Source organism: Pseudomonas sp. NFIX49, assembly GCF_900115915.1.
Classification (GTDB): domain Bacteria; phylum Pseudomonadota; class Gammaproteobacteria; order Pseudomonadales; family Pseudomonadaceae; genus Aquipseudomonas; species Aquipseudomonas pharyngis.
Genome location: NZ_FOYE01000002.1, coordinates 764497 through 787346 on the forward strand (window position 1 = coordinate 764497; position 22850 = coordinate 787346).

At 56.6% G+C, this 22850-nt stretch carries 17 protein-coding genes, 1 other RNA gene and 1 pseudogene; 11 read left to right on the forward strand and 8 right to left on the reverse strand.

Going from position 1 to position 22850, the window contains the following annotated elements; all coding sequences use genetic code 11:
• Positions 1–90 precede the first annotated feature (90 nt).
• The 8 genes and pseudogenes from BMZ46_RS07985 to BMZ46_RS08020 all read left to right on the forward strand — a co-directional run bounded on the left by BMZ46_RS07985 (position 91) and on the right by BMZ46_RS08020 (position 8385).
• Positions 91–915 (forward strand): (Fe-S)-binding protein, encoded by an 825-nt coding sequence (locus BMZ46_RS07985; protein ID WP_039769136.1) that lies wholly within the window; start codon positions 91–93, stop codon positions 913–915.
• The gene (locus BMZ46_RS07990; protein ID WP_074691922.1) at positions 912–2366 is read left to right on the forward strand and encodes a LutB/LldF family L-lactate oxidation iron-sulfur protein; all 1455 of its coding nucleotides are present in this window, start codon (positions 912–914) and stop codon (positions 2364–2366) included. Before BMZ46_RS07985 ends, BMZ46_RS07990 begins: the two co-directional genes overlap by 4 nt.
• The gene (locus tag BMZ46_RS07995) at positions 2366–3037 is read left to right on the forward strand and encodes a LutC/YkgG family protein (RefSeq protein WP_011332385.1); all 672 of its coding nucleotides are present in this window, start codon (positions 2366–2368) and stop codon (positions 3035–3037) included. Before BMZ46_RS07990 ends, BMZ46_RS07995 begins: the two co-directional genes overlap by 1 nt.
• Positions 3034–5856 carry an FAD-binding and (Fe-S)-binding domain-containing protein gene (locus tag BMZ46_RS08000; protein ID WP_074691924.1) on the forward strand — a complete coding sequence of 941 codons (2823 nt, stop codon included), beginning with the start codon at positions 3034–3036 and terminating at the stop codon, positions 5854–5856. Before BMZ46_RS07995 ends, BMZ46_RS08000 begins: the two co-directional genes overlap by 4 nt.
• A 130-nt stretch (positions 5857–5986) precedes the next feature.
• Positions 5987–6265, forward strand: coding sequence for a hypothetical protein (locus BMZ46_RS08005; protein ID WP_007953788.1), 279 nt, complete (start codon positions 5987–5989; stop codon positions 6263–6265).
• A 95-nt stretch (positions 6266–6360) separates the two neighbouring features.
• Positions 6361–6750: a transfer-messenger RNA gene (ssrA, locus tag BMZ46_RS08010) on the forward strand.
• Between the two features lie 182 nt (positions 6751–6932).
• Positions 6933–7271 (forward strand): integrase arm-type DNA-binding domain-containing protein, encoded by a 339-nt coding sequence (locus BMZ46_RS08015; protein WP_170844892.1) that lies wholly within the window; start codon positions 6933–6935, stop codon positions 7269–7271.
• Positions 7240–8385: pseudogene (locus tag BMZ46_RS08020) on the forward strand (IS3 family transposase). Before BMZ46_RS08015 ends, BMZ46_RS08020 begins: the two are co-directional and overlap by 32 nt.
• Positions 8386–8423: 38 nt before the next feature.
• Here BMZ46_RS08020 and BMZ46_RS08025 read toward each other — a convergent pair.
• The 5 genes from BMZ46_RS08025 to hsdR are packed head-to-tail and all read right to left on the reverse strand — an operon-like array spanning position 8424 to position 17306.
• Positions 8424–9302 (reverse strand): HNH endonuclease family protein, encoded by an 879-nt coding sequence (locus BMZ46_RS08025; protein WP_074691927.1) that lies wholly within the window; start codon positions 9300–9302, stop codon positions 8424–8426.
• Complete coding sequence (locus BMZ46_RS08030) at positions 9299–11050, reverse strand: AAA family ATPase (protein WP_074691930.1); 1752 nt, start codon at positions 11048–11050, stop codon at positions 9299–9301. The genes BMZ46_RS08025 and BMZ46_RS08030 overlap by 4 nt, the downstream gene beginning before the upstream one ends.
• Position 11051: 1 nt before the next feature.
• Positions 11052–13076 (reverse strand): restriction endonuclease subunit S, encoded by a 2025-nt coding sequence (locus BMZ46_RS08035; RefSeq protein ID WP_074691933.1) that lies wholly within the window; start codon positions 13074–13076, stop codon positions 11052–11054.
• Positions 13076–14854: a class I SAM-dependent DNA methyltransferase gene (locus tag BMZ46_RS08040; protein ID WP_074691936.1), complete on the reverse strand. Its 1779-nt coding sequence runs from the start codon at positions 14852–14854 to the stop codon at positions 13076–13078. Before BMZ46_RS08040 ends, BMZ46_RS08035 begins: the two co-directional genes overlap by 1 nt.
• Before the next feature lie 25 nt (positions 14855–14879).
• Complete coding sequence (gene hsdR, locus BMZ46_RS08045; RefSeq protein WP_074691939.1) at positions 14880–17306, reverse strand: EcoAI/FtnUII family type I restriction enzme subunit R; 2427 nt, start codon at positions 17304–17306, stop codon at positions 14880–14882.
• Between the two features lie 641 nt (positions 17307–17947).
• Between hsdR and BMZ46_RS08050 the strand changes: the two genes are divergently transcribed.
• Complete coding sequence (locus BMZ46_RS08050) at positions 17948–18316, forward strand: DUF6124 family protein (protein ID WP_074691942.1); 369 nt, start codon at positions 17948–17950, stop codon at positions 18314–18316.
• 95 nt (positions 18317–18411) lie between these two features.
• Here BMZ46_RS08050 and BMZ46_RS08055 read toward each other — a convergent pair whose 3' ends face one another.
• Complete coding sequence (locus BMZ46_RS08055; RefSeq protein ID WP_074691945.1) at positions 18412–18990, reverse strand: GNAT family N-acetyltransferase; 579 nt, start codon at positions 18988–18990, stop codon at positions 18412–18414.
• Between the two features lie 143 nt (positions 18991–19133).
• On the opposite strand from BMZ46_RS08055, the gene rimJ reads away from it, so the two are divergent.
• Positions 19134–19721: a ribosomal protein S5-alanine N-acetyltransferase gene (rimJ, locus tag BMZ46_RS08060; RefSeq protein WP_074691948.1), complete on the forward strand. Its 588-nt coding sequence runs from the start codon at positions 19134–19136 to the stop codon at positions 19719–19721.
• Positions 19722–19789: 68 nt separating this feature from the next.
• Positions 19790–21223, forward strand: coding sequence for an ArnT family glycosyltransferase (locus BMZ46_RS08065; protein WP_074691951.1), 1434 nt, complete (start codon positions 19790–19792; stop codon positions 21221–21223).
• A gap of 65 nt (positions 21224–21288) precedes the next feature.
• Here the strand turns inward: BMZ46_RS08065 and BMZ46_RS08070 are convergent, their stop codons facing one another.
• Entirely contained in the window at positions 21289–22110 is an 822-nt protein-coding gene (locus tag BMZ46_RS08070) for a phosphatase PAP2 family protein (RefSeq protein WP_074691954.1), read from the reverse strand.
• Positions 22107–22778, reverse strand: a complete 672-nt coding sequence (locus BMZ46_RS08075) for a lipopolysaccharide core heptose(II)-phosphate phosphatase PmrG (RefSeq protein WP_074691958.1) — start codon at positions 22776–22778, stop codon at positions 22107–22109. The genes BMZ46_RS08070 and BMZ46_RS08075 overlap by 4 nt, the downstream gene beginning before the upstream one ends.
• Positions 22779–22850: the final 72 nt, after the last annotated feature.

Consider the following 22850-nt stretch of genomic DNA (forward strand, 5'->3'; position numbering starts at 1 on the left):
AACCCGGTCTGTAAGGCTGCTGAAAGCAATGCGCTCTATATTCGGCAGCCTCAACAGACGGATAACCGGGCCCACCCGGAGACACGCCTGATGAGCGAGCTTTTTTACAACGCTGTGCCCAACGCCACTCGCGTCGCACCGCCACTGCCCGAACCCCGGCAATACCCGAGCGAGAAACCGTCGCGGGTCTACCTGTTCGGTACGTGCGTGGTCGACCTGTTCTACCCGGAAGCCGGGATGGACGCGATCCACTTGCTGGAGCGCGAAGGCATCCGGGTCGACTACCCGCAAGGGCAGAGCTGCTGCGGACAACCGGCCTACACCTCGGGTTACACCGAGCAGGCACGGACGGTGGCGCGCTCGCAACTGGCGCTGTTTGCCGGGGACTATCCGGTGGTGGTGCCGTCGGGTTCGTGCGCCGGAATGATCCGCGAGCATTACGCCGACTTGTTCAAGGACGAGCCGGAAACGCTGAAACAGGTTCAGGCCCTCGCGGCCCGTACCTATGAGCTGGCCGAGTTTCTGCTGTTCGTCTGCAAGGTGCAGCTCAAGGACAGCGGCGAGCCGGTGAAAGTGGCGCTGCACACCTCGTGTTCGGCGCGACGGGAAATGAACACCCACCTGCATGGCCGCGAGTTGTTGGCGCAGTTGAGCAACGTGGAACGGGTCAACCACGATCACGAAAGCGAATGCTGTGGCTTCGGTGGGACATTCAGCGTCCGTATGCCAGACATTTCCGGCGCGATGGTGGCTGACAAGACCCGGGCGTTGAAGGAATCCGGCGCACATCAGGTACTCAGTGCCGACTGCGGCTGCCTGATGAACATCAACGGCTCGCTGGAAAAACAGCAGGAAGCGCTGCGCGGGCAACACCTGGCGAGCTTCCTCTGGCAACGAACCGGAGGTGCGCGATGAGCACTTCCACGATTATTCCTACGGTTGCCGTAGAAGAAGACTTCCGCACCCGGGCACACAACGCCTTGGGCGATTCGCAGTTACGGAACAACTTCCGCACTGCGATGGATTCACTGATGACCAAACGGGCAGCGGCTTTCAGCGATGCCCACGAAAGAGAACACTTGCGCGCCCTGGGCAACTCGATCAGGGCGCGTGCGCTCTCCAAGTTGCCCGACCTGCTCGAGCAACTGGAACAGAACCTGACCCGCAACGGTGTGACAGTGCACTGGGCGGAAACGGTGGACGAGGCCAATGGCATCGTCCTTTCGATCATCCGCGCTCACGAGGCGCGGCAAGTGATCAAGGGCAAATCGATGGTCAGCGAAGAGATGGAGATGAACCATTTCCTCGAGGCTCGGGACATTGAATGTCTGGAGTCCGACATGGGGGAGTACATCGTCCAGCTCGACCACGAGAAGCCTTCACACATAATCATGCCGGCAATCCACAAGAATGCCGGTCAGGTCGCGTCCTTGTTCCACGACAAACTTGGCGTGGAATACACCAAGGACGTTGACCAACTCATTCAGATCGGTCGCAGGGTCCTGCGGCAGAAATTCTTCGAAGCGGACATCGGCGTCTCCGGCGTCAACTTCGCCGTGGCCGAAACCGGCACCCTGCTGCTGGTGGAAAACGAAGGCAACGGCCGCATGACCACCACCGTGCCACCGGTGCACATCGCCGTCACCGGCATCGAAAAAGTCGTGGAAAACCTGCGCGACGTGGTGCCGCTGCTGTCATTGCTGACCCGCTCGGCGCTGGGCATTCCGATCACCACCTACGTCAACATGATCTCCGGCCCGCGCAAGGAACATGAACTCGACGGCCCGCAGGAAGTGCATCTGGTGCTGCTCGACAACGGTCGCAGCCAGGCCTTCGCCGACAGCGAACTGCGCCAGACCCTGAACTGCATCCGCTGCGGCGCTTGCATGAATCATTGCCCGGTCTACACCCGCGTCGGCGGCCATACCTACGGCGAGGTTTACCCCGGCCCGATCGGCAAAATCATCACCCCGCACATGGTCGGCCTGGCGAAAGTCCCGGATCACCCGAGCGCCTCTTCGTTGTGTGGCGCCTGCGGTGAAGTGTGTCCGGTAAAAATTCCGATCCCCGCACTGCTGCGCCGCCTACGCGAAGAAAACGTCAAAGCCCCCGACAGTCCTAATCAAGTAATGCGCGGTCAGGGCAGCAAATATTCGCGCAAGGAACGCTTCATCTGGAATGCCTGGGCGAAGCTCAACAGCTCGCCGACCCTGTATCGACTGTTTGCGTTTTTCGCCACACGCCTGCGCGCCATGGCGCCGAACAATGTCGGGCCGTGGACGCAGAACCACAGCGCACCGAAACCCGCCGCCCGCTCACTGCATGACATGGCTCGCGAACACCTGGCAAAACGAGGAGACCGTTGATGAGCGCCAAACAAAACATCCTCGGCAAGTTACGGAAGAGTCTGACCGGCACCACACCGATTGCCGACAACTTTGACGTCGATCTGGTGACCCAGCCCTACACCTACAGTGCCGAACAACGGATCCCGCAACTGCGCAAACTGATGGAAGCGGTGCACACCGAAATCCACCTGACATCCGCTGATGGCTGGCCGGCGCTGCTGGCGCAATTGCTGCGCGACCGTCAGTTGCCGAGCCTGCTGATCGCACCGACTACGCCTCACGGGCAGCGCATCACACAACACTGGGCGAACAATCCTGATCTGCCGGCGCTGAAATCCTACGACCGGCCGATGGAGGAATGGAAAGCCGAGTTGTTCAACGACACCCCGGCCAGCCTCACCGGCACCCTCGGCGCCATCGCCGCCACCGGCAGCCTCATTCTCTGGCCGACCCGCGAAGAACCGCGGCTGATGAGCCTGGTACCGCCAGTGCATTTCGCCCTGCTCAAGGCCAGCCAGATCCGCGACAACTTCTATCAGGTGCAGCAGGAATTCGAGTGGGCCCAAGGCATGCCGACCAACGCGCTGCTGGTGTCCGGCCCCTCGAAAACCGCCGACATCGAACAAGTCCTGGCTTACGGCGCCCACGGCCCGAAAGATCTGGTGGTGTTGATCCTGGAGGACCAATGACCTTACCGGCGACTTTCCTGCGCGATGCGCAGCAGCTGATTCCGGCTGAACGGCGTTTCGACGATCCGCTGTCGACCCTGGCTTTCGGCACCGATGCCAGCTTCTACCGGTTGATTCCGCAACTGGTGATCCGCGTCGAATCCGAAGATGAAGTGGTAGCGCTGCTGAAACTGGCCCAGCGCGATCAGGTCCCGGTGACCTTCCGCGCCGCCGGCACCAGCCTGTCCGGACAGGCGATCAGCGATTCGGTGCTGATCGTGCTTGGAGATAACTGGAACGCTCGCGAAATCCGAGGCCAGGGCACACAAATCCGCCTGCAACCGGGGGTGATCGGTGCCCAGGCCAACGCGTGGCTCGCTCCATTCGGTCGCAAGATTGGTCCGGATCCGGCGTCCATCAACGCCTGCAAGATCGGCGGCATCGTCGCCAACAACGCCAGCGGCATGTGCTGCGGCACCGCGCAAAACACCTATCACACGCTGGCCGGGATTCGTCTGGTGCTGGCCGACGGCACGCGACTCGACACCGAAGATGCCGCCAGCGTCGAGGCGTTTCGAGTCAGCCACGGTGACTTGCTGGAACGTCTGGCGAGCTTGGGCCGCGAAACCCGCGCCAATGCCGAACTCGCCGCGCGAATCCGCCACAAATACCGTCTGAAAAATACCACCGGCCTGTCGCTCAACGCCCTGGTGGATTTCGATGAGCCTGTGGATATCTTGAGCCACTTGCTGGTCGGTTCCGAAGGCACCCTCGGTTTCATCAGCGCCGTGACTTACGACACGGTGATCGACCATCCGAACAAGGCCTCGGCGCTGATCGTATTCCCGGATGTGGAAACCTGCTGCAACGCCGTCACCGTACTGAAAAGCCAACCGGTGTCGGCCGTGGAACTGCTCGACCGCCGCAGCCTGCGCTCGGTGCAGGACAAACCCGGGATGCCGGCTTTCGTACAGCAGCTGTCGAACAATGCCTGCGCGCTGTTGATCGAATCCCGCGCAGCTTCTTCCACTTTGCTGCAGGAACAACTGGCGCAGATCATGGCGTCGCTCAATGGCTTCCCGGTGGAAAAGCAGGTCGATTTCACCGAAGACCCGGTCGAAAACGCCCGCCTCTGGGCGATCCGCAAGGACACCTTCCCTGCCGTTGGCGCGGTGCGCAAAACCGGCACCACGGTGATCATCGAAGACGTGACCTTCCCGGTGGAACAACTGGCGATCGGCGTGAACCGTCTGATCGAGCTGTTCGACAAACATTCCTACGACGAAGCGATCCTTTTCGGACACGCGCTGGAAGGCAATCTGCACTTTGTCTTCACCCAAGGCTTCAACAGCCCGGAAGAAGTCGCACGCTATCAGGCGTTCATGGACGACGTGGCGCAACTGGTGGCCGTGGAGTTCGGTGGTTCGCTGAAGGCCGAGCACGGCACCGGGCGCAACATGGCGCCCTTCGTCGAACTGGAATGGGGCAGTGACGCCTATCAATTGATGTGGCAGCTCAAACGCCTGCTCGACCCCAACGGCATTCTCAATCCGGACGTGGTGCTGAGCGAAGATCCGCAGATCCACCTCAAGCATCTGAAACCGCTGCCGGCGGCTGACGAGATTGTGGATAAATGCATCGAGTGCGGTTTCTGCGAGCCGGTCTGCCCTTCCAAGGGCCTGACCCTGAGTCCGCGCCAGCGCATCGTGATCTGGCGCGATATCCAGGCGCGAAAGCGCGCCGGAATCGACACCACCGAACTGGAAAAAGCCTACGAGTACCAAGGCATCGATACCTGCGCCGCGACCGGTTTGTGTGCGCAACGTTGCCCCGTAGGTATTAACACCGGCGAGCTGGTGAAAAAGCTGCGCGGCCGTCACGCCACACATACGAAAACCGCCAACTTGATCGAAGGAAATTTCGCCACCACCCTGCAGGGTGCGCGTTTCACCCTGCACGTGGCCAACGGTGCGCGGATATTGTTGGGTGCACCGCGCCTGGCGAAGCTTTCGGCCACCCTGACGCGACTGTCCAAAGGTCAGGTGCCGCTGTGGACCAGCGCGATGCCGCAGCCGGAAAAAGCCATTCGCTTCAGCCCGGCCGTGTCGGACGAACGCCCGCGCGTTGTGTATCTGCCAGCCTGCGTCTCGCGGGTGATGGGGCCGGCGGCGGGCGACAAGGAGCAGATGTCGCTGTACGACAAAACCCGTGGTCTGCTGGAAAAGGCCGGGTATCAAGTGGTGTTCCCGGACAATCTGGACAACCTCTGCTGCGGCCAACCCTTCGCGTCCAAAGGCTATGCCGAACAGGCCGAACACAAGCGTCAGGAGCTGATCGGCGCGCTGCTCCAGGCCAGTCGCGGCGGGCTCGATCCGATCTATTGCGACACCAGCCCCTGCACGCTGCGGCTGGTGCAGGATGTGGGAAATGTTCGCCTGGATCTGTATGACCCTGTGCGCTTCATCCGTACGCATCTGATGGATCGTCTCGACTTCACCCCGCAGGAAGCACCGATTGCCGTTCACGTGACCTGCAGCACTCAGCACCTTGGGGAAAGCCAGGCGTTGATCGAACTGGCGCGCCAATGCAGCAAGACGGTAGTGATCCCGGAAGGCATTCACTGCTGCGGTTTCGCCGGCGACAAGGGTTTCACCACGCCGGAGCTCAACAGCCACTCACTGAGAACGCTCAAGGATGCGGTGCAACAGTGCAGCGAGGGGATTTCCACCAGCCGCACCTGTGAGATCGGTCTGACGCAACACGGTGGAATCGACTACCACGGTCTGGTGTATCTGGTGGACCGGGTGACCCAAGCCAAAGCCCCCGCAACCGCCCTCTGAAGAAAAATAGAACCCTTGTGAGCGACCGCAGTCCACAGAACAGGCCCCGAACAATCGGGGCTTGTCCTCCATTCGGTTGCCCGTCCTGACGGCCAGCGAAGTCTGGATCCCTCAGTTCAAGGAGATTCATATGAAACGTTCTGTACTGTTAGGTCTGTTCGTTACTGCCTCGATGATGGCGTCGGCTTCGTTCGCTGCCGACAAGCCCGCTGACCTGTGTGATGCCAATCTGCAAACCATCAACAACGCCAAGGCGCAGGCAATGGCCTCACCCGACCTGAATCAACGGGTAGAAGCCAGTGTGCAGAAGGCCCAGGCACTCAAGGCTCAGGGCAAGATCGACGAATGCGTGGCTGAAACCCAGCAAACCATTCTGGAAATCCGCAAAACCAGCGGAACCAACAACTGATCGAAGCTCAGGCCAACCTTCGGGTTGGCCTTGTGAGCCGTTTGGCGTACACTGCGCAGGCTTGTTGCTCATAAGCCACACAGAGCGCCAGGCTCGGGGCCGTTTAGGATTCGACGCCGGTTGCGAAACTCTAGGTGCATGCCGACTTGGTAACAGAAGTCGTAAATCCACTGTTGCAACTACTTATAGTTGCCAATGACGACCAATACGGTGCTGCTCTCGCTGCTTAATTGCAGCTGACATGCACTCCTGGTACCTTCGGGTCCAGCAATCATCAGGGGATGTCTGTAAACCCAAAATGATTGTCATATAGAACAGAATCGCCGTGCAGTACGTTGTGGACGAAGCGGCTAAAACTTACACAACTCGCCCAAAGCACCCTGCCCGTCGGGTCGCTGAGGGTTAACTTAATAGACACGGCTACGCATGTAGTACCGACAGCGGAGTACTGGCGGACGGGGGTTCAAATCCCCCCGGCTCCACCAAATAGACAAAAAAGACGTCCTTGGACGTCTTTTTTTGTGCCTGAAATCCAGTGATGACACGGGTTTAAGGTCCAACGGGGTCCGATGGTATCTGAGCTCATCCTACATTTCATGTATTCCACGTGTTATTCCAAGCCCACGATTGGTAATTTGTTGGAATACACACTCCATCGGGGTTCACCATGGGTGCCCAAGCCACGCGACTTTCAGACGTCAAAGTTAAAGCAGCGAAACTGAAGGAAAAAGACTACATCCTCAATGATGGCAACGGCCTTCAGATGAGGGTGCGGGCCAACGGCACAAAGCTGTGGAATTTCAACTACATTCACCCAGTAACCAAAAACGATCAACATGGGGCTTGGCACCTTTCCAGAGGTGAGCATGGCTCAAGCTCGAAAACGGACAGTAGAAGCCAGAGACCAAGTTGTAGCGGTCTAATGAAACCGGACACCCATTTAGGCGAGAATGCTCGCCAGATAGAAATGTCAGATGACCAAACAACGCCGCTCCTTTACTCCTGAATTCAAGCGCGAGGCTGCCGACCTTGTGCTCAGACAAAACTACAGCTACGTCGAAGCTAGCCGTTCACTCGGCATTGGTGAATCGGCATTGCGCCGCTGGGTTGACCAGATTCAGAAAGAACATAACGGTGTCACCCCGCAGAGCAAGGCGCTGCCCCCGGAACAGCAAAGATTCAGGAGCTGGAAGCCCGGATTGATCGGCTTCAGCAAGAGAAATCAATACTAAAAAAGGCTACCGCGCTCTTGATGTCGGAAGATCACGAGCGTTCGCGCTGATTGACCAGTTGAGCGCCCACGAGCCGGTTGATTGGCTGTGCAAGGGTGTTTGCCGTCACCCGCTCGTGTTACTACGCCCAGCGCCTGCGACGCCGCACGCCCGATGTAGAACGACTTCGATGCGTAGCAGCGTCAGTGAACTGTTCTCGCTAAGCCCAAGCGCTGCGTGCAGTCGCAACATCTTGTCGTTGATGCGTGAAGACGGTGAGCACCTTGGTCGATTCAAAGTGCGCAGCTTGATGCGCGAGCTTGATTTAGTTGCAAATAACCCGGCTCTCACACCTACAAACGAGCAACAGTAGAAAGACTCGATATCCCCGAGCACATTGAACCGCGAGTTCGATGTACCAGCGCCCAATCAAGTCTGGTGCGGCGATAGCACCTACATTGGGGCGCAAGGAAAGTGGCATTACCTGGCTGTCGTCTTGGATCTTTGCACGCGTCGAATCGTGGGTTAGGCGCTGTTGGAAAAGCCAGACGTTGAGCTGGTGATCATAGCGTTGGATATGGCCTACTAGCAGCGCGGCAGGCCTTCGGATCTGCTATTCCACTCGGACCAGGAATCGCAATATGCAAGCCGACTCTTTCGCCAGCGGTTGTGGCGATACCGCCTGCGCCAGAGCATGAGTCGACGAGGAAACAGCTGGAATAACGCACCGATGGAGCGCGTATTTCGCAGCTTGAAAACAGCGGCTATCGAACTGCGCAGGAAGCACAGCGCGATATCAGCCACTTTTTGATGCATCGCTACAACTGGATTCGGCCTCTCCAATCCAACGAGGGGTTGGCACCAGCGCGGGCCGAGGAAAAGCTTAACGTCGTGTTCGGGATTAGTTGACCACTGTATATCAACATCCAACTAGAGCCGGCGCATATCTAACTCAATAGCTTAGTAAGAAGCGGTTCGTTTCGAAAAAGTACGCACCAGCGAGCGACGGCCGATAATTCAGCAGTGCGGCTGGTCATTTCTCGAATCCTAGCGCGCACTTCTGATAGCTTTGCTTTGGCAGCTGGATTATTGCCACCACAGCGTGCTTTGGCGACTCTGAAATCTTCAATTAGCGCATCCACTCTCTGCCAAATTTTTCTACGCTCCTCAGCCAAAGGCACGTGTTCATTAAGCTTTAGACGACTAACGGTTTCTTGAACACGCTTTTGATCCCACTCGGATGAACCAGGCATAGGGATAACTTTTCCCTCTTCATCGAAAGCGATCAGATCCACATCGTCGTCATCAATAGGATCGAGGAGATAGCGTGTTTCCGACTCCTCACATGGATCAGCGAACGATGAACAAAGGGATCCATCCCTTAGCGGAAACCAGCCACCCTTTTTGCGGTTCCCCACATTACCGCAGGCACGGAAGTTCATGTAGTCGAATGCCAGCCACCAATAGCCATCACGCACGGTGGTATCTAGCGCCTTAGCCTCCTTTTTAGGGCGAAAGTGCTCGACGTCATAGTGCGAATACAATTCACGGACTTCCGAGAACCAGCATTTACCAGCTGACAAAGCCAACAGCCAGTCTTTCAATGCCCCCCAGTGAGCACTATTGGCATCTATCAGAGCATTTCTGGCCTCGCGGTTACCTACCGAATGTAGAGCCTCTAATTCAGCAACCAATTGATCGGACTTGGCTAACCATGCGCTCCACCTAGCCTGTGTCCAGGGAACCCACTGCTGAGTTGTCGCGGTTGGGTCCCAATTGGGTATGCTGGCAGTAGGCAATTTACTCCTGAGGTCGATCCAAATCATTGGGCGGCCTCCTCACGCAAAATCTCGTCAATGATCGAATCTGCAATCACGTCTTGCTCAGCTTGCTCTTCCGGAGTCAGCACCGGTTTCCGGAAGCGACGGTGCTGCGCCATCTTCCGAACGAACAGCGCGTAATCCGGATCACGGAAATCAGCCGTTGAAAAGCCCAAGTCGGCCAGTTCGGCGGACAACCGACTCAACTCAGCCTCTTCATCAGAGGTCCGTGGCAACTTCACGAACAACTCATTACGCCGGAATAGGCGGCGCTCGGTTTCGATGTCCAACGTGGACGACAAACCAAATAGTTCGCTTTTGAGCAGCCCGGTCACACCCATGCCCTGTGGGTGTTCATCAGGGATATCCACCACCGTGCGATTGCCATTGCGGCGTAGGATGTGAACCTGCTCGCGTTTGAGACTGCCGACCATCATCGGGTCGTGGGTGGTGATGAGGATTTGCGATTGACCCTGCGCAAACAATTCATCATCTGATGTCAGCACACCCTCAATGTCGTCAAAGTAGCGAAGCTTCCAGATTGGGTTCAAGTGAGTATCTGGTTCGTCCAGTAGGAACAGGCAGTGATTTTCCCGGGTGATGCGCATCAACCCTAGTACAGTGAGCATCTGCAGCTCGCCTTCGGAAAGCTGAGTGAAGCTCACCTTTCCACCGTGCTCGTCGCGCTTTTTGACGGTGATGCGCACTTCATCGATCAAATCGCCGATGTAAGCGCCTTCGGCATAACGGAAGAAGCTGTCAGTACCGCCCACCAACTCACCCAGTTGTTTGAGCTTGTGCTGACTCGGCACGAACAAATAAAGCTGCTTCTGTTTCTCGTTGCGGCCACGGAAGTCGATCTGCTTGGTGGCCTCCTGCTCGATCGGCGCCCAAGCTACTTGCCAAAGCTTATCGAGAAACTCACTCACCACATTGCCACGGGCATACCAGAAACGCGGATCGCCCTCGTTCAGTTCCTGCTCGTCGAACTTGCCGCCACGGCGTTTCTCACGCAGGCGGTGTGGTTCTTTCAACACAAACAATGCAGATTCCAGTGATTCGATGTGAAGATTCTTCAGCACTTTCTGAAACACCGGGTCGTCCGACAACAAACACGCTAGCAATACCAACTGGCTGTGCCCACCACGGCAATAGAACAGGCGTCGCAGGCGGTCGTCGCCCGCTTGCTTCAGCCTCGAATCGCGTCGGCGCTTGGCCTCTTCTACGGCACGAATATCAGACTCGGAGCCAGTGAAGTTATCGAGCAACTGCTCCGAAAGCACTTCATCAGTGGTGATTTCCTGACGCTGATTGAATCGGCGCTGGTGCTCCTGAAACAAAGTCTCGATGCGCTCGTTTCGGCCCGAGTAGTAGGCAAAGATATGCGCGGGCAATAGCTCGCGATTTTTCAGCAAATAGCCCTGCGTTTCAGCTTTGTCGTCCACCCATACAAAGGGGCGCCGCTGTTTAGCTATGTCAGCCTCAATGCGCACCGCGTAGCCGCGGATGCTGTATTCCAACGTGTAATCGAAAGCCGCTTCGCGGTCCAGATCGACGTCTCGAAAGATCGTGATCAGTGATTCGATCAGGTTAGACTTGCCGGTGCCGTTCTGACCGATCAGCGCATGACTACGAATTGGCTTGGGTGGTGCACCCGCAGGCTCGTCCGCAGCAAGCGGCAAGTGCACATCGAAGACGATGTCGAGATCGCGTAGGTTGCGGAAAGCAGGAATGCGGATGCGCTGCAGTTGCATATCAGGCACTCACCATGTCGGGCTGCTTTTCGCGCATTTCTGCTACAGCAGGTTCCAAAATCCAACCGTGCTCCACTTCGCTTTTTAATTGAGCGTAAAATGCGTCGATTTCACCCCCGAAGCGCTGCCATAAGTCCTTGGCGCTCATCTCTCCATTATGACGGGCTAGAATAGTGGCCAATGGTGCTTGGGCTTTGATGCCTGGCGCTGTGCCCAAACGTAGTGAAGCAATTAGTTCAGTATGTGGGACTTTCATGGATTGCTCTTCTTGTTCGATGGCAATGCCGGTGAGATCGGCAACCGCACTGGATGCAAGATTCGTCGCGGTACGCTGCTTATTAGACAGCTGCCCCTCAAATCGATCGCACACATGAAAAAGTGCGTCAATGATGGCGACCACACGATCTTGTTCAGGTTTCGGTGGGACTGGCACAACCAAATCTTCAACGCCACCGACGCGAAGGTGTTTTACCGTCATGCCAATCGCTGCTTCAACCATTCGGCTCTGAAAGCTTGGGCTTTGGATGACGTAAAGTAGATAGCGATTACTGAGCAATTCTGGAAACAGACGTATCAACATCGAGCGCTGTCCGAGGCATACCTTTTCGCCTTCGGGAACGATGGCAGCTTCGCCCATAGGCGCTTCTCGAGTGAAAAAAATATCTCCAGATTTAGGCGGCATACGTCTCGCCCAGTAGGCATAAGTTTCCTCTGAAATCTTTCGCGTATTGGCAAGATCCATTCGACCGTTGCGAATATCAGTGGTGCGAATCAGATGAATACCGTGGCTGACGTATGGTGCTGTTTTGTTGTGACAATCAACCACTGCTTGTGAAACTTGCAATAACGAAGCCCAGATCCAGTGTTCGGGTAAAGGAGCTTCGGGAACGTTCACTTGCTGAGTGCGAAGCTTCTTCAGCATCGCCAATGCTTCTTTTTGCTCTTGACCTACGCATTCCTTTGACCAAGCAATACGACGCGCTGCAATCGCATCGATTAGTTCAGCACCTGTCGAAGCGTGACGTTGCTCAATATCCGATAAGTGACCTGATACAGCCAAATCCAGAATAAGACCTTTAAATGCCTCTACATCTGCTGGCACATGAAACAGCCACCCAAAGCTGTCAGCCAGGCGACTCCACGTAGTTTTTAGTTCGTGCGGGCTGGTGGCGCCGGCAACTGCTTCCAACGTTGATTGGCGCAGGTTGTTTTGCAGTTTGCGGCGGACTTTCTGCCGCTCTTCCAACTTGTCGCACAAGGCCATCAGCTCATCGACTTTATCGACGATGCGGGATTGTTCTTCGATTGGAGGAAGTGGAATGGGGAGCGCCCGCGCAGTACTCGTATTCAATTCCACCTGCTGTGTGGTACCTGACACCAGTGAATCAGAATGTGACGGTTCAATACGTGATTGCACCCAAGGCGAAGCGATCACGCACCACAGGTAACGTGGGGAGCAGTTGGCTAGGCGAACAACTGTAATGTGTGAATCCGCTACAGCCGTGATGTTCTCTTCAGGCTGGTAAATTGCTACACGACCAGCGGTACCTGTACCCGTCGAATTCCACAACAAATCACCTGTGCAAAGAAATCGCTCTTTGCCATAAGAATTCAATGATTCGTCGGCCACAAAGCGCGCGGAAGACAAATCAAAGCCAGACCATTGCACACATTTTTGTGAGATTACGTGAGTCGAACTATTGTCCGCGTACTTAGGGCCCTTGCCTCGTTGAATGTAGAGACAGATTTGTTCGAGGCGCGTCCATTGCCAATGACCTGGCACCGAAAATGGCCGTAAACGCAATGGCGGTTGCATTCGGGTTGCTCGCAGGCCAAGGTCAGCTTCATACGTTCTACGTAGATCTGCGGCTGCTTCAATTGCTTGTGAAACAGGTGCTTCCGATTCAATACGCTCTACAAGTCGGCCTGAAATGGCCAATTGGATGACCAGTTCGCGTAGCTTACCAATCCCGCCAAGAGCATTCGAAATATATCCAAACTCCGCCAAAAATTGCTGCGCTTCCATCAGACTTCCTCGTCGACAAAGTGATGTGCTAGCGCGGCAGCGAGTTCGCTCTTGAGCTGGTTTTCAGTTTCTTCAATTTCGCCAAGTAGCTTTTTATATTTTTCAAGCAGCAGGTCGGGGTCGTGGGTTTCTTCTTCCGGCGCGTTGGGGTTCTTGATATCGAGATTAAAGATCGGCCAATAGATGCGGTCACCCGCCGTCTGCGCATCACGCGCTTGCAGACGCAGCAGCTCGGCCTTGGCACGCAGCTCGGTAATTTGGACGTCGATTTTTTCGCGGTAGAATACATCCGTAGTACCGACCAGGCTCTTGCGTAGGTCGCTAGCTTCGCCTTCCAGAGCTGCAACCTGGTTGTTCAATTCTTCTGCGCGTTGCCAGTGTGGTTCTGCTGCGGCCTCGGCCTGCTCGCGTTTGGTTTTGAAATCCACCTTCCAGGCAAATTCGTTTTCCACCCGATCGGCAAAGTCGTTGGCTTCTGTGCCCCACCATTCCTGCTCAGGTTTGAATTCTTCGAGGCGGATCGGCTTGGTTTTGGAATAGCTCTTATAGCCCGCTGGGTAGGGGTGCTCGTAGAACCAAATGGTGTCGGTGTGGAAGTGTTCGGTGCCATCGTCAACAATGGCGCCCTTGGTGAAGAAAAGCAGGTTGGTTTTGATGGTCGTGTAGGGTGCAAAAACGCCTTTGGGCAGGCGAATAATCGTATGCAGTTTGCAGTCGCGCAGCAGCAGTTTTTTCAGCGTGCCTTTGATGCCATCACCAAACAGAAGTCCATCGGGTAACACCACTGCGGCACGGCCGTTTTCTTTCAGCAGCTTCTTGATTATCAGCGCCATGAACATATCTGCCGTTTCGCGGGTGCGCAGGTCGGCCGGGTAGTCGCTGCCAACACCGTCATCCTCATAACCACCGAATGGAGGGTTGGTGATGATGCAATCAAGCTTGTCGTTGGCGTTCCATTCGTTCCAGCCAATCCCCAGCGTGTTTCGGTGCTCGATCTGGCTTGGTACATCGATACCGTGCAGCAGCATGTTAGTGGTGCATAACAGGTGGGGTAATTGCTTTTTCTCGATACCGTGGATCAACTCTTCAATTGCACGTTTGTCTTCGGGGCTGGATTTTGTGGTGAGCTGCTTGCGGAAGTGGTCGATGGCGGCGGTCAAGAAGCCGCCGGTGCCGCAGGCCGGATCCATAATCGTTTCGCGCTTGTCCAGACGCGGGTTGACGCGATCGACCATGAACGCGGTGATAGCGCGCGGGGTGTAGAACTCGCCCGCGTTGCCTGCCCCGCGTAGATCATTGAGCATTTGTTCATAGACATCGCCCAAATTGGCACGAGTTTTGAAATCGTGGAAGTTGATGGCGTCTTCGAGCTTCTCGATAACGGCCAACATCTGCGGGCCGGATTTCATGTAATTGTTAGCGTCTTCAAATACCTGCTTGATGACTTTATGCTGCGGACTTTTGCCCGCGTCGATTTGGTCTTTGAGGGCTGGAAACAATTCGTTGTTAACGAATGCGATTAGCTCACTGCCCGCAATTTGCGGTTTTTTCTTTCCATCAGCATCAGGCAGGTATTTGGCCCAATTGCGCCAGCGGAAACGCTCGGGAATAGGAGATAGGTATTGGCCGTTATCGTCCTCCCACTCTTCTTCGCGCTGATCGAAGACTTTAAGAAATAGCATCCATGTAATCTGACCCAAGCGCTGGGCGTCGCCGTCAACGCCGTCGTCCTTACGCATGATGTCCTGGATAGACTTGATGGTACTGCTGAGATTCATGAGTTGACCTGTTGGTGACTAGTCATCAAGCACTTTTATCTTCGTAAAGTGCTTTTTCGAGTTCTTGTATTGCTTGAGTATATTGCTCGACACTGCCGAAGATGCCGCGTCGGATTTGGGTTTTACTGCCAAACTGATCAAACGGCGGCAACTCCAGCACCTTGGAATCTTCGATGTCTTGCACACCGAGATCGGCAAATTTTTCGAGCAGTGCTTCGAGCACGGCGCGGGCTTGATTTCCGTATTTGCCGAATACATCGCGCTTCTTGACATTGTTGGCACGTTCGCGGCGGGTAAGTGGCTTTTGGTCAAAGGCAACGTGGGCAACCAGATCAAAAACATCCAGTTCACTGCCATTGGTAACTGCCTGCTGTAATATTGAGAATGGCACGCCGTGTTCGGCCAGCTTGTCCAGCACAGCCTGTTTTCGCTCCGCACTGTTCCAACGACGCAGGAAATGAGTCATCGTGCCGAATTCAGCTTGCAGCGCCTTTCTAATGTCGTCCTTGAGGAGAACGCGGTAATCCTCGGTGATGAGTTTGCCATCGGAATTGAGGTATTGCGAGCGTTCTACTGCCACGCATACGTTCACGTCATCGATTACGTACTTGGTGCGGCCTTCGCCGCCACCGTGGCCCGTATTACCGCCGGGCGGTGTGTCGTCACCGCCAACAGGGCCGGGGCCATAAGGTGGTGGCTCGGGCTCACCCACACCCGGCGGGGTTGTGTCTTCTGGTGGCACTACAGAATCGTCAGGCTTGGGCTCGTAAATCACGACCGGCTCACCATCAAAATCCGGGTCAGCGAACAAGCGCGTAGCACCCTTGAAGTCCATGATGGTGAAGTAGAGTTTCTGGTAGTCCTCGCGCAGGCGGGTACCTCGGCCGATGATCTGCTTGAACTCAGTCATCGAATTGATGTTCTGGTCGAGTACGATAAGCTTGCAGGTCTTGGCGTCTACACCGGTGGTGAGCAGCTTGGAGGTAGTGGCGATGACAGGGAACGGCTCGTCGTTATCGATAAAGTAGGACAGCTGAGCCTTGCCTTCGTTGTCATCGCCGGTGATCCGCATCACGTAACGGCGGTTACTGGCGGCGGCCGGAATCAGCTTTACCAACTCTTGCCGCATGCGCTCTGCGTGATCCTGGTCGTCGCAGAAAACGATGGTTTTAGCCATAGGGTCAGTGGCTTTGAGGTATTCCCACACCTTTTCTGCAACAAGCTTGGTGCGTTTTTCCAGCACCAGGGTGCGGTCAAAATCCTTGGTATTGTATTGGCGCTGCTCAACCGCCTGCCCAAGCTTGTCGACCTTACCTTTTTCTGGTGTGTAACCCACCGCATCTACATCGGTGGCGATGCGGATCACCTTGTACGGAGCGAGAAAGCCATCTTCGATGCCTTGCTTGAGCGAGTAGATATAAATGGGGTCGCCAAAGTAGTTGATATTGCTGACTTCCTTGGTTTCTTTGGGCGTGGCGGTCAGGCCTAAGTGGGTTGCGCTGCTGAAGTAATCAAGCACATCACGCCAAGCAGAGTCTTCGGCTGCACTGCCACGATGGCATTCGTCGATGACGATCAAATCAAAGAAGTCTGCCGGGAACTGGCGGTAGATCTGCTTCCACTCTTCCTTGCCTGTTACGGCCTGATACAAGGCCAGATAGATCTCGTAATTCCTTTTGATTTCACGGTTGGTGACCTTGTGCATTACCTCGCCAAAGGGAGCGAAGTCTTGCTGCATAGTCTGGTCAACCAGGATATTGCGGTCAGCCAAAAACAAAATGCGTTTCTTGGATTTAGCTTTCCAAAGCCGCCAGATAATCTGGAAGGCGGTGTAGGTTTTTCCTGTCCCAGTGGCCATGACCAACAGCACGCGCTGTTGCCCTTTGGCAATGGCTTCAACAGCGCGGTTAATGGCCACGCGCTGGTAGTAGCGCGGCTCGCGTCCGCTGCCATCGGTGTAAAATGGTTGCTCAATCAATTTGACCACTTCGGGGGTCGCTAGACCTTTCCACTGTTGGTACAGCGGCCAAATATCTTCCAGTGAAGGGAACTCGCTGAGCGGAAGCTCGCGTTCAATAGGCTGCGTTAGGCCGGTGCGGTCGTGGACCAGGAAGCCGTCGCCATTACTACTGATGGCAAAAGGAGCGTCCAGCATCTCAGCGTAGACCAATGCCTGCTGCATACCGTGGCCAACAGAGAATTTCGCCTGCTTAGCCTCAATAATGGCAATCGCAACGTTAGGGCGAGCGTAGAGTACAAAATCGGCGCGCTTCGGGCCCCCCTTCGCTTCGGGATTCTTGATGCGGGACGCCAGCTTGCCGCGCACCATCACGCGGCCATCAGTGAGATAAACTTCTTCACGGACCTGATGATGTTGCCAACCTGCCTGTTGGATAGCTGGAGTGATAAATTTTGTGCAAATATCCCGCTCAGACAGCTGCTTCTTGTCCATGAGGCACATCCAGAGTACGGACCGATTAAAATCCGAAACTATCGTGCAACCGGTCTCAAATGGCAATTAGAAACACCAGCTTGATAATCGCACACGCAAATGGCAACTGGGGGACAGCGAACTCAAGAACCAACATCCCCTTGTAAATACTGGCCATTATGAAAACATAACCCCGGCCACAAGCCGGGCTAACCTAACGCCGGATGGATAGGGCAGGAGGGATGGGCCGCCCCCCCCCCCAACATTAAAGGGATGTGATGAAGTCCTCCGGATTAGGAGGAACAACATCTGTTCCGCCTATGATGCCTCAGAGCATTGCAACAGAGCTCAGTATTCCAAAAAGCAATCCAAGTAAAAAAGTTAAAACCTTTGAAATTCAATTACTTATATAGCCAATTCGGATTAGCCCGGCCCACCCACTCTCAACTACAAGGCCCACCCCATGCGGCCCTTGGCGCATCTACAGTTCCGCATCCGAACAATACCCCCAGCGATCATCCTAGGAAATTTCCCGCAACCCGCGTCGACTTCCATGAACTGGTTCAAGATGCTTCCAAACGCTAGTCTTCGCGCTCCGCTGCAACCCGGCAGATGGTTTACCAAAGGGATTCGCCGGGAGCCTGAAACCATGGAGCCTCGTCATGAAAAAAGACACCCCAAGCCTGCCTGATCAAACACCGCCTCACGAGACCGAATCGAAAGAACCGGCTGTGCTTGCCCAGCCTCAGGAATACGTGAGAAAGCCGCGTCGCACCCTGCCGTTCAACGAGATTTTCTCCGTGCGCACCGATGTGGATACGGCCACTCTGCTGACTCATGCCTGTGAAACTCTGGCGGCGCTCAACATGATGACGGCGAACATCGCCGATGATTTCACAGGCTCTCAGCGCAGCCGGTTGCTGGCGATCCGGCAGCTGTCGATCATGACCGAAATGCTGGTCAATCGGGCCGTGGAGAACCTTGATCCGGTGAATCTGGTGCCTCGTACGACGGCGCCTGTCGTGCACTGAAAAACGACCGCTCGTCGGTGACGCAAGTCGTTCATCGACATGAACTTTTCTTCACCCCGGCGGCGGTGATGGCCGTGTACATTGGCCTCGCTCATTCAAGAAACTACGGTTCGCCCGCGCTCCTGCGGGCTTTTTTTCGCCTGCGCTTTGCCTGGCAGGCGATAGACGCAGGTGTCTTGCTCGCCGTGCCGTTCCGATTGCCGGGCCCCTGGATGGATCCTGATCAACACAAACCCGACAGCCTCGGCCAGACGCCGGCTTCGCGCATTGGCAGAGGACGCTGTCAGGTAAAAGGTGAATTCAGGAAGGTTGTTGAGCAGGTGCGTTAGGGCGGCGCGCATGTAGCCCTTGCCCGATTGCTCGGTGTTGGCCCAATAACCCACGACGTAGCGGTTGCGCGAGCGGGGCTTGAGTCCGATGCAACCGATCAGCGCTTGCCCGTCCTCGGTCACGATCAGCCATCGTCGCTCGCCGGTTTCACTGTTGAACTCTTTTCGGGCCTTCAGCAGGAACTCGAGCGCCTGCTCCGCGTTGGTGTACTCACGCGGCCAGGGCAGAAATTCCGAATGAGCGAGGTAGCTGGCGTTCAGCGCCTGCTGAAACAACGAATAAAACGCCGGATCCGCCGGTATCAGTCGCAGCGACTGCTCCCCCGCCTTGAATGCCCATTCCATCATGTCCTCCCTGAACAACGAATCTCATAACCGGATGTGGAGTGAATCAGGGAAATTTATAGTGCTCTGCGTTCGGCGATCCAGTTGTGTTTTCCGCCCGGCCGGACAATTCTGTCTATCACTTCATGCCTCCGGAGCACCCGATGCCGCTGCTGACCCTGCCCTGTCAACGCCTGACGCTCGCGGTACTCGACCCGGATCAGGCGCCGCTGGAAAGCGCGTTCTACCAGCGCAATCAACGCCACCTCGCGCCGTGGTCGCCGATTCGTACCACCGATTATTTTTCCACTGAACAGATCCGCCGGCGCCTTGAAATACAGGCCAGCGCCTTCGAAGCCGGACTGGCGGTGCATATGGCGCTGCTGACTCCGGACGGCGAGCAGATGATTGGCGCCTGCAATTTCAGCGGGATCATTCGCGGTGCGTTTCAGGCATGTTATCTGGGTTATCACATCGACGAGGCGCATCAGGGCAAGGGGTTGATGCAGGAAGCGCTGGAGGCGGCCATCGCCTATATGTTCGAGACCCAGAACCTGCACCGGATCATGGCCAACTACATTCCCGGCAATGAGCGCAGCGCCCGGTTGCTGGAGCGCCTCGGGTTTGAACGTGAAGGTTATGCCAAGGCCTATCTGAATATCGCCGGGCGCTGGCAGGATCATGTGCTGACGGCGCGGGTCAATCCGCGTTTCGAAACGTCGGAGCAACGCTGGTCGCGGCCGCTGTCCTGACGTTCACAAATTATTAAGGATTGGCCGCGTAAGCTCGGGTTTCCGCTCACTTCCGGTTGCCTGAACCCATGTCGCGTGCCGCCTCTTCCCTGCTTCTGCTTGCCGCCCTGCTGTTCTTTTTCGCCCTCGGCAGCCATCAACTGCAAGGCTCCACCGAGGCCCGGGTTGCGGGCATTGCGATGGAGATGCACCTGGATAACGACTGGGTGACGCCGCGCCTGTTCGGCGAGCCCTTTCTGGAAAAACCGCCCCTGAGCCTGTGGCTGGACGCCGGCGCCTTGCGGGTTTTCGGTGTCTCGCCCTGGGCGGTGCGACTGGCGTCGGCGGTGGCCGGGTTGCTCAGCGTGATGCTGCTGTACGCCATGTTGCGCCGCTTCGAACGCCCGAAGGCCATCGCCTGGACGGCGGGGATTCTGCTGGCGACCATGGCCAGTTACTGGAGCAACGTGCGTGGGGTCGGCGAGGATGCTTTGCTTGCCCTCGGCGTGACCATGGCGTTGCTGGCCTTTTTTCAGGCGCAGCGAGCATCGACCCCAGGCAACTCGTTGCTGTTTGTAGTCGGGATTGCGATCGCTACGTTGAGCAAAGGCGTGCTCGGGCTGGCGATGCCGGGCGTGGTGATTTTCGCTTTTCTGCTGGCCGACAACCTGATGGACAAGCGCTTCAAGCTGACGGACTGGCTGCGTCCGGGTTTGCTGACCCTTGTCGGCCTGATCCCGCTGATGATATGGCTCGCCGTGCTCTATCAGCGTGGTGGCATCCAGGCAGTCAGCGAAGTGTTGCTGACCAACAGCGTAGGACGTTTCAGCGGATCGTTCGTCGAAGCCGGGCACTACGAGCCGTTCTACTACTACATCGCCAAGCTGCCGCAGGCGTTCCTGCCGTGGAACATTCTGGTGTACCTGGGTCTGTGGCATTTTCGCAAGGAGCTGAAGGCCAACCGTTACCTCCTGTTTTTCAGCCTGTGGATCATTGCGCAGTTCATCCTGCTGACCCTGGCCTCAAGCAAACGCACGGTGTACCTGATGTCGATGACACCCGCAGCGGCAGTGATCGCGGCGGAATATGCGGGCGTACTGTTCGACAGATTGAAGGAGCACAGGAATGGTTTTGTCGGACGCATCGCCCGGCATCGTCAGACAGTGGCGGCGGGCATATTGGCGGTGGTCATCGCCAGCTACCTTGGCGCCGCGCAATGGGCATTGCCAAATGCCGATAAACACCTGTCGTTCCTGCCGCTGACCGAACACATTCAGGCCCTGCAGGCGAGCGGCAATAAGGTCGCGCTGTTTCAAGCCAACGAACGGGTCGGCGGCGCCAGCGTGTTCTACACCCAAAGCGTCCTGAAGGGCCTGGACACCGATGCACAGCTACGGGAATTTCTCAGTGCATCGCCCTCGCACATCGCCGTGATGTCGGGAGACAGCGAACCCGCCGCCCCGCTGAAAGTCCACAAGACCATGATGGTCGGGCGCCAGGCGTATTATTTCGTGGGCTATTGATGCCACGACAGTACAAACGAAAAACCCGCCGGTGATGGCGGGTTTCCCATTTCAGCGGCGAGGCCTCAGAGAGAAACCTCAGGCTGTGCGCCGAACACCTTCCGCTCTCGCTTGCTCAACACCGGTAATTCCAGACGAGCCCGTCCGTAGAACGCCAGCGCCGTCAGCAAACACGCCAGCCACACGAAGATCCCGGCCCAGAACGTGTGGGACATGTAGTGCCAGCCCTGTAGGACTCGCGTAGTACCGTAGACAAAACCGAGCAGCAGCGAGCCCCACAACAACGCGCCGGAGAAACGCCACTGATAACGACGCGCCACGAAATACAGCGCCAGCATGGTGAAACCACCGGAAGCATGACCGCCCGGCCAGCAACGCCCTTCACCCGCTTCGTGGAACAGCTGGAAATTGTTGTACCACTCGATGTGCGGCATCTTCCCGCCGTACAACGTGGTCTCGATCGGGCAGTAGACGCTGGTGTGCGCCTTGAGGAAATGGATCACCCCGGTGCAGACCGCGAAAGCCACCACCACAAACAGAAAATCCCTACGGTGATCGGCGGCAAATCGCAGCACCGGCGCGACTTTGCAGCGCTCGAGAAAACCGCCCAGTCGCGGATGCTTTTGCGGTTTCAGCAGCGGCCAGACAAACGACAACATCGCGCCGATCAAGGCAATTTCCGCCGTCCAGTTCGGAATGATCCGCGCCCACTTGTGGGTCAGTTTTTCGAAGAAGTGGACCTTGTCCAGCGGAAAGGTGTGGGTCAGTGGATCGAACAGTAGATTGCTGAACGCGATGTCGATACGGGTCATGTCGAACATCATAAAAACCACGGCTGCGCAGAGCAGCGGGATGCCGAAGTTGTAAGCGTAAAAGCGGGATTTCATCGGGTGTTCACCGTGCGCCAGTCGGAGGCTTCAATGAAGCCGAGCATCTGTGGGGCCGCCGGGCTGGCGGCGGAAACAAACAGCGATGCGCCGTACCCAAGAGTCGAGGCCGGCACCTTGAGGTCTTTTTCCAGCTGCGCCATGCATTCGCTGTGGGTCACCAGAATCAGGTTGCGTCCCGGGACTTTGTGCGCGAGCGCGTCCTGCAGTATCCGGCCCTTGCAACTGATCAGCCAGTCTTCGCCGGTCGCGGCCTTGTTGAACATGTAGCCGGCGGTCTGCACGGTGCGCATCATCGGGCTGTTGTAGACGTCAGCCTTGTCCAGACCCAACTGCTCGAACTGCGCGCCGACGCTCACCGCGACACTGCGCGAACGGTCGGTGATGCCATCGTGGCCGCTCAGGCAAGCGGCTTTCGAGTGGTCGCAGCGCTCGACGTGCCGCACCAGCACGATGATGTCGCCTTTGTTCCAGCCCTCCTTCAGCGCCTGCGCCCCGGCCACATTGCCATGGGCAAGGTCAGGCACCGCCGCCGGTGCCAGCAGCCAGAGGGTCAAAGGGATCACCAGCACCGAGGCCGCCAAGACCACCCAGGTGTTTCGAAAACGGGCCAGACCGCTCAGATCAATCGAGCGCTTGACGCCGAACAGACTCAGTCGCAATTCCACAAAAAGCCGCCATCACTTGTCATTCGATGCGGCGAGGTTAGAGAGCACGGCGTGGGCAGGCAGTGAAACCCA